Annotated in this window: 8 protein-coding genes and 2 riboswitches; of the genes, 1 reads left to right on the top strand and 7 read right to left on the bottom strand. The window is 31.0% G+C overall.

Going from position 1 to position 5,915, the window contains the following annotated elements:
• From RQ893_RS07445 to RQ893_RS07475, 7 genes are all read right to left on the bottom strand, one after another.
• A partial coding sequence (locus RQ893_RS07445; protein ID WP_311482405.1) for a cation:proton antiporter occupies positions 1-578 on the bottom strand: 578 nt, incomplete at its 3' end.
• Between the two features lie 37 nt (positions 579-615).
• Positions 616-689: riboswitch (Fluoride riboswitch) on the bottom strand.
• A 34-nt stretch (positions 690-723) separates the two neighbouring features.
• Positions 724-1,338, bottom strand: coding sequence for a hypothetical protein (locus RQ893_RS07450; RefSeq protein ID WP_311482406.1), 615 nt, complete (start codon positions 1,336-1,338; stop codon positions 724-726).
• Between the two features lie 258 nt (positions 1,339-1,596).
• Positions 1,597-2,364, bottom strand: a complete 768-nt coding sequence (locus RQ893_RS07455; protein ID WP_311482407.1) for an NERD domain-containing protein — start codon at positions 2,362-2,364, stop codon at positions 1,597-1,599.
• A 689-nt stretch (positions 2,365-3,053) separates the two neighbouring features.
• Positions 3,054-3,227, bottom strand: coding sequence for a hypothetical protein (locus tag RQ893_RS07460; protein WP_311482408.1), 174 nt, complete (start codon positions 3,225-3,227; stop codon positions 3,054-3,056).
• A gap of 238 nt (positions 3,228-3,465) precedes the next feature.
• On the bottom strand, positions 3,466-3,666 hold the full coding sequence (locus RQ893_RS07465; protein WP_311482409.1) for a hypothetical protein: 201 nt from the start codon (positions 3,664-3,666) through the stop codon (positions 3,466-3,468).
• Positions 3,667-3,793: 127 nt separating this feature from the next.
• Entirely contained in the window at positions 3,794-3,973 is a 180-nt protein-coding gene (locus tag RQ893_RS07470; RefSeq protein ID WP_311482412.1) for a hypothetical protein, read from the bottom strand.
• 75 nt (positions 3,974-4,048) lie between these two features.
• Positions 4,049-4,142: riboswitch (TPP riboswitch) on the bottom strand.
• Between the two features lie 146 nt (positions 4,143-4,288).
• A complete protein-coding gene (locus RQ893_RS07475; protein ID WP_311482410.1) occupies positions 4,289-4,591 on the bottom strand; it encodes a DUF523 domain-containing protein in 303 nt (100 codons plus the stop codon).
• Between the two features lie 157 nt (positions 4,592-4,748).
• Between RQ893_RS07475 and RQ893_RS07480 the strand changes: the two genes are divergently transcribed.
• On the top strand, positions 4,749-5,915 hold a 1,167-nt coding region (locus RQ893_RS07480; protein ID WP_311482411.1), incomplete at its 3' end, for a sodium-dependent transporter.

The raw sequence follows: 5,915 nt of genomic DNA on the forward strand, positions 1-5,915 counted from the left end.
CCTAGTACGATTGATATAGGAACCTTTAATAATGATTTATAAGAAAATACACTTCCTTTAGCCATGGATAGAAAGCTTGAGAATAAAACTAAAACAAAAACGTCATCACACGAAGCGCCTGCTAATACCATCTGCGGTACGGATTCATCCTTACCATAGCCTTCATCAATAAGTTTTACCATCCTAGGAACAACAATAGCTGGAGAAACCGCAGCCATAACGGCTCCCATCAAAAGACCGTCAATTATATTCAAACCCAATATTTTAGGCACAAAAATAGCATAAGATAAAATTTCAAAACTTGCTGGTAAGAATGATAACAAAACTGCAGACCTACCAACTTTTTTTAAATCTCCAATATCAAGGCTGAGCCCTGCCTTTAATAAAATTACTATAAGAGCAATGGTCCTTAAGTCTGAAGATATTTTTAAAATATTTGTATCAAGCAGATTTAAGACTTGTGGTCCTAAGATAATTCCTGTAAGAAGCATTCCAATTATCCTAGGTAGTTTTAACTTATCAAAGATTTTGGCAAAAACCATACCGACAATTAGAATAAGTCCGAGTGATAAAATCATAAACTCTCCTTCCTAATAAAAAAGCTGACAACCCTACAAAAATGTAGAAGTCATCAGCAAACGCGTTTTAGATTATAATTATCAAGGGAGTACTTCATTCCCTAAAAATATTATATGCAGATTTATCCTAAAATCAAATTTATTTTCAATTGATAGGTTCATAAGTCTTTCCAAAATCAATTGATTTATATTGTTTTTCATTGCCATTAATATCTTTACAAATAAGTAAAATAGGCCCATCACCTTCTATTAATCCTGAAATATCAGGACTAGTGTCGGGAATTTCAGATATAAAATCTAATTTATCATCCTTTATCTCTACAAAAAACCACCTAGACCTCGCTCCTGCTCTGTCAACTTCTACAAAACCGTAGGATGAATTCGGGATTCTTTTTGCATCTTCGAGCTCAAAGTTATCTAGTATTTGTGATTCAGTCTGGATTTCTTTTTCTTCACGCGCTTCTTCTTGGGTATTTTTCTTATTAATCTCCTCATCCTTATTTAGATAAATTTTAAGATTTTCTTTGGCTTCTATATTAGTGATTTTATCAAGACTTTTAAAAGTTTTCTCACTCTCCTCAAATGTCATCTTATCCATAGTAATAAAATCTTTCCTATAAACGACAAAATTTTCATCAATCCAACCTTCATTTAAGATATAATATTTTTCTCCATCATAAGTAAAAGGAACATTATCCTTAAAAGCAAAGATACTCATAATCAAAACCAAATATCCAGCCAAAAATCCAAGTCCAATCATAAGAAGCGTTGACAATAGTTTTAAATAAAAATTAATATTAAGGTCTGTAAATTTACTAATAAAGAAAATATTATAAGCAAAAAATACAAATATAGATATGCCCAAAAAAATATTATTAAATAGTGGAATAAATTCAATTTTAGTGCATAAAATAAAGCACAAAAATAACAAAGGAAAAGATCCTATGTATAAAATAAAATATAAAATTTGTTTTTTACTAATCATTTTTTCTCCTATGATTAGGCATTGTCATATAATTCACTTATCTTTTTTTCCAGAAACGACAAACCTGCACTTTGGAAAGTTCGAACAACCTAAAAACTTTCCGTATTTTCCTTCTCGCTCAACAAGTTTACCACCACATTTAGGGCAAATACCTTCTTCTATTTTCTTTTCGTTTTCCTTCTTAATTTTATTTATATCCATGACGTGAGAAATATCTGTTTGGTAAGACTTTTTTGACTTTATAAGGCCTACAATCTTCTCTAAATCATCTGCACTATAAACTTCTTCACTAGACAAGGACTCAATAAGCTTACCCACTTGCGAAATCTTACATAGCTTAGCATTCTTAACCTCAACATCTTTAAGATTTGCTTCTGGGGAAAAGGCAATAATAGAAAAATACTTCATATTTGGATAAGACTCTTCTAAAATAGCCTCGAGAGCCTTTATATGACCATAATTTTGTAAAACTGGATTCATAAAATAATTTTTTTGATTTGATAAATATTGTAACCACTGATTAGAGAATTCTTTACCATAAATCTTTCCCTTATAGGCCTTTGTTTCTATAACAAAAATTCCATATTTTGAGACAACTAAATGATCAAGCTGGCTTGTCTTTGTATGATTAGATGGATTATCAATTTTAATATCATTTAAAACCCTATACTTATCCTTATCCAATTTATTTAAAAATTTCGCAGAAACAATCTCCCCAATTTTTCCCTTAAATTGTGACCTAAATACTGTAATTAGTAAAATACAACCAATACTTATACCTAATAATATTTGATCTAACATAATCCCTCCTATCCTAAAAACAAAATCAATTTTACATAATTCTAGCAAGTTTTATAAATGGTAAAAATAAAAATTGACGCAAAAAGAAACACTATTCCAGCAAAGATAGTTAAGTCAATTTTAAACATAAATATAAAAATAATTAGAATAATATTTACAAATAAGGATGGCCTCATGGACTTTAAATTTTCCGTACCAATTATTATATCTTCTTTAATGTTTCTTTTATGACCAGATTTATACGAAGGAATCATTTTGTTGTTAAGCATTAAAATAATGTTTTCAGACGCAAGTATATAGACTAAAAACTTAAAAACCAAACCAAGGTTGACTTCATTTTTATTTACAAAACCTAACTTTGTAGCTAGGAATGATAAAATATATAAAATCAATATAAAACCTGCTAGAAAAAATAATGTAAAAATATTTTTACTGAATATATAATTAAGTCTATCTTTTCTGTTGTATAAATTTTTAAAATCATCATAAAAAAGAGCATCTGTTGTAATATATCTAAAAATCGCACTAGTAAGGACCCCAATACCCAAACAAAAAATCCAATAAGGCATGCTTAGAAATGCAAAAACAAATAAAATTAACAATCCAAATATAAACCATAATAAGTCATAACTTCCATCATCTACAAAAAATTTCTTAACTTTTTTATTAAAAAAAATAGTATCCTCCTTTTATAATTTAAAAATTTTTGGCAAATTAGATGTCAAGACATCTACAACATCATCAAGGCCAATTATCACAAAGTGAATTATAGAATCATCTCTAACAAATTCGACATCTGCTTTTAATTTATCAATAATATCTGAATTTTTACTATAATAACATGGATAATAATCACTAGTCAAATAAAATCAAAAGCTGGATCATAAAATATTAATTACAATTCAAACAAAACACTTTCAATTTCTAGACCAATCACAGGCACTTCATCAGCCCATTTAAGACCTTCAATAAATTAGAGACTGTATAAAATTTCTGGCCAAATTTCTTCGTTGTAGCACATATCCCAGAACATATGTTCAAATAGTCCTGTTTTATGACTATTTCTTCTTGAATTTCTAATTTTCTTTCTTGTTTACCTTCTTAAAGTTTATTTATCAAGTCCATTGCATTTTGGCTTAAATTAGTAAATTCATCTGATAAATATGTCGTAATCCATGACACATATGCTTCATTTTCTACAGCTCCGAATTTTTTTGCAAGTTCCAAACCTATGAAACTATAGCACCAAGAACAAGCAAGAAGTGCTGCAGCCACACCAACAGCCTGTGCCTTATTTAGCATTTAAGAAGTATAGGCTGTGTTAATTGCTGAGTTTTCGGTTGCTTTAAGCTTAACTTCTGATATACCTAAGGTCTTTGCATATGACCTATGGAGGTCCATTTCCATAAATAAGACCCCCGTATAAACCCTAGGAAACAAAATTCATTGTTGTAAGGTCTGAAGTCTTTGATGTACCGATTGCAAATAAACTTGCATACTCTATTAGATAAACGTAATCTTGTTTTACCCAGTGTTTAAATTTTTCAAAATCTAGATTTCCATCTCCCATACCTTGAACAAATTTATGGTTAAGACAGGCTTCCCATATTCCCTACATTTTAGGATATATCCTATCTGTAAATTTCTCTGACATAAAAAATCTCCTTGTATTCACAAGGAGCTATTTTCGCATATTGCACGTTCCTCCGCTAGTCCTAACTAGATCAGGTTAAAGAGTTCGATTTCTCATCTCAGCCAAAGCAACCCTTGCGTTAAACATATTATATACAAAATATTTTTTTCAAATGTTTATAAAATCCTCTATATCAATAGCTTCTATCTCCTCATATTTTAATAATTTTACAAAAACTCCATCTCCTTTTTTTAATTTTCCAGAAAACGAAACATCATAAATTTTTCCAACTCAACAAGATGGACTTCTTGATTGTAAAACTACAAGTTCTACTCCAGATTTTTTCACAAGATCTAAAGCTATTTCTGCTCCCTTACTAAATTCATGATCAACTGACCTTCCATCTTTTGTTAAAACAACTTCATTTGCAACTTCAGCCGGTTCTCTTGGTGTCAAAAGACCTCCCATGACCTCAGGGCATATAGAGATTACATCATGTCTTTCTAGAATTTTTGATAATTTATATGAGTAATTATTCCCACCATTATATTTACAATTTTCTCCGAGTAAACAAGCACTGACTCCAATTTTCATTATATAACCTCATTTTCTTTTCAAAGCAGCAAACATTTTCCTAATTCATAATATATTTTACCTCGAAATTTATGAAAAAAAATTAAAAAAAAGTTTTAATTATAAATTTTGATGGTATGATAAACTTATTAATTCATAAATGAAAAGAGGAGTTATTATGAAAGAACATAAAGGATTTACTGGCCAGCTTGGTTTTATCCTAGCTGCTGCTGGTTCTGCCGTTGGGGTAGGAAACCTTTGGCGTTTTCCTTACCTTGCTGCTAAGGACGGTGGTGGAGTTTTCCTTATAATATATTTGGTTTTAATTTTTACAGTTGGCTTTGCGCTTTTGACAACTGACCTTGCCATAGGCCGTAAAACCGGCAAAAGTGCTATATATGCCTACCAGTCAATGAATCCAAAATGGAAATTTTTAGGTGTATTTACTTTTTTTGTACCTGTAATAATTATGACCTATTATGCTGTTATAGGAGGATGGATTCTAAATTACATAAAATATTTTTTAAATGGCCAGATGACCCTAGCAGCTGATGATTCTTGTTTTTCAAACTTTATTTCTTCAAATGCTTCTGTGTACTGTAGTTTAATCTTTATGGTAACTACAGCTGTGATTGTTTTTGGCGGTGTTGAAAAAGGTATCGAAAGAGTTTCCAAAATTATCATGCCGATTCTTTTACTAATGGTCCTAGGAATCGCACTTTTCTCCCTAACCTTAAAATCAAGCGAAAGCAATGGTGAATTAAGGACAGGTCTTGAAGGTTTAGCTGTTTATTTAAAACCAGATTTCACCGGAATGACAGTTTCTAGATTTTTACAAATTTGCCTAGATGCTATGAGTCAGTTGTTTTTCTCACTTTCTGTTTCTATGGGAATTATGATTACCTATGGATCTTATGTGAAAAAAGAAGTTGACCTAGCAAAATCTGTTTCTGTAATCGAAATCATGGATACAGCCGTTGCCATGCTTGCAGGTGTAATGATAATTCCTGCTGTTTATGTATTTTTAGGTGTTGACGGCATGTCTGCAGGACCAGGACTTATGTTTATTTCCCTACCAAAGGTGTTTTTCCAAATGGGTTCTGCTGGTAGGATAATTGGCCTAATATTTTTCATCCTTGCAGGATTTGCTGCCCTAACTTCTTGTATTTCAGTACTTGAATCTATAGTTGCAAATACAATTGAAATATTAGGAACTAAAAGACAGTCAACAACCCTTGTCCTATCTGTAGTTTATCTAGTAGCAACAGCGGTCATTGCCCTCGGCTATAGCAAGTTTTATGTGGAAGTATCCCTACCAAATGGATCAACCGGCCAACTTCTTGAC

Origin of the sequence: uncultured Anaerococcus sp. (assembly GCF_963510915.1) — a bacterium.
Taxonomy (GTDB): domain Bacteria; phylum Bacillota; class Clostridia; order Tissierellales; family Peptoniphilaceae; genus Anaerococcus.